1 protein-coding gene and 1 pseudogene are annotated in these 1208 nt (G+C 42.6%); one reads left to right on the top strand and one right to left on the bottom strand.

Annotated elements, in window-relative coordinates; all coding sequences use genetic code 11:
* Positions 1-580: phytochelatin synthase family protein (locus QUB30_RS33690; protein ID WP_333342731.1), on the bottom strand; the 580-nt coding region annotated here is incomplete at its 3' end.
* Positions 581-823: 243 nt separating this feature from the next.
* On the opposite strand from QUB30_RS33690, the pseudogene QUB30_RS33685 reads away from it, so the two are divergent.
* Positions 824-1208: pseudogene (locus QUB30_RS33685) on the top strand (hypothetical protein); the annotation flags it as partial.

Below are 1208 nucleotides of genomic sequence, written 5' to 3'. Positions count from 1 at the left end.
TACCCTGACCCAAAACAGAGCGTTGGTAGTTCACGATTATATAGTCGCCGGAACGGGTAAGGTTGGCTTTAGCTTGGGTACGAAATTGGTTAAGTGTTGTCTCTGACGCATAGTAGACCTCAACCTTGACGTTGTGACTTCTGAGCAAAGCCGCTAATTCATCCAGAGTCATCCCCGAAAAAGTGACGGCATAAGAAGAACGGATATTCTGGGTTTGACCGTCAAAAAAGGTGTCTTGGGTTAGGGTGCGATATCCCTGTTTTTTGCTGCCGAGTGCATTCAGAACCCTCACACTGCTAGCCACGCCACAATAGGCTGGACGCTTTTGAGTTTCAATGTGGGTGCTAAGCGGTTGAAAATCCTGTTGGCTCTTGCTCTGGCTTAATAGCTGTTGTCCTTCGGGTGATTCTAGAGAAACTAAAGTTTTGGGAAGTGGTTGTCGGTCAACAGAAGGTGGCGAGAAGAGTTTCCAGGTAAAAACGCTTAAACCTGTGCCGAAGATTAGTAGAATACCCCCTCCAGCTTTTATTAGTCGCCCTCGCCATCGGTAATTCCCAGATTTCTGATTTATTAAGTCCATATCTTCATATCTCCCAAGAACACTTATGTAAAAAAGTCTTAGTCAGAATTTTTCGTTGGATAATTAAACATTACAACGTCTAAATGTTGCCATCTGGTTAGTAGCTCTGGTAACTATCGCCTTTGCTTAGGACATCATTATAGCAAGTCTTTTCATTGTTAAAACTTCATTATGATTAAGAAAAAATAGCATTTTTATAAAGCGGTCTGAAAACTTGGATTCTGTAATATAATTTTGAAATCTATGCAGTTTCACTCTCCTTGCATCATGCCGCCAATACCAACAGTCACAGTCAAGTCAGGATACAAGCCACAATCTATCGATACCAGCATTGAAGCTGACGTGCTGATGTTTCAGCTATTGCGACAGTTAAGCCCCCAACAAAAACTACAGCGGACTTGCGCTTTCAATCAAGCGGTGCGAAGGTTGGCAATATCTGGAATAAAGAACCAGTATCCCAATGCTACTGAGGCAAAAGTTCGGCAAGAATTTATTAAAAGGTGCTTGGGTGCTGAGTGGAGAGAAGTTTTATCAAATAGCAAAGATTGGGGTGAACTCGTGATTGCAGATCCGATCGAATTAGCGCAAAAAATAGCCAGCATCTTGCTACCGCTGAATATTCCCTATG

It is taken from the genome of Microcoleus sp. BROC3 (assembly GCF_036702515.1).
Taxonomy (GTDB): domain Bacteria; phylum Cyanobacteriota; class Cyanobacteriia; order Cyanobacteriales; family Microcoleaceae; genus Microcoleus.
Note: the sequence above shows the minus strand (reverse complement) of the source record. Positions and strands in the feature narration are given on the sequence as shown.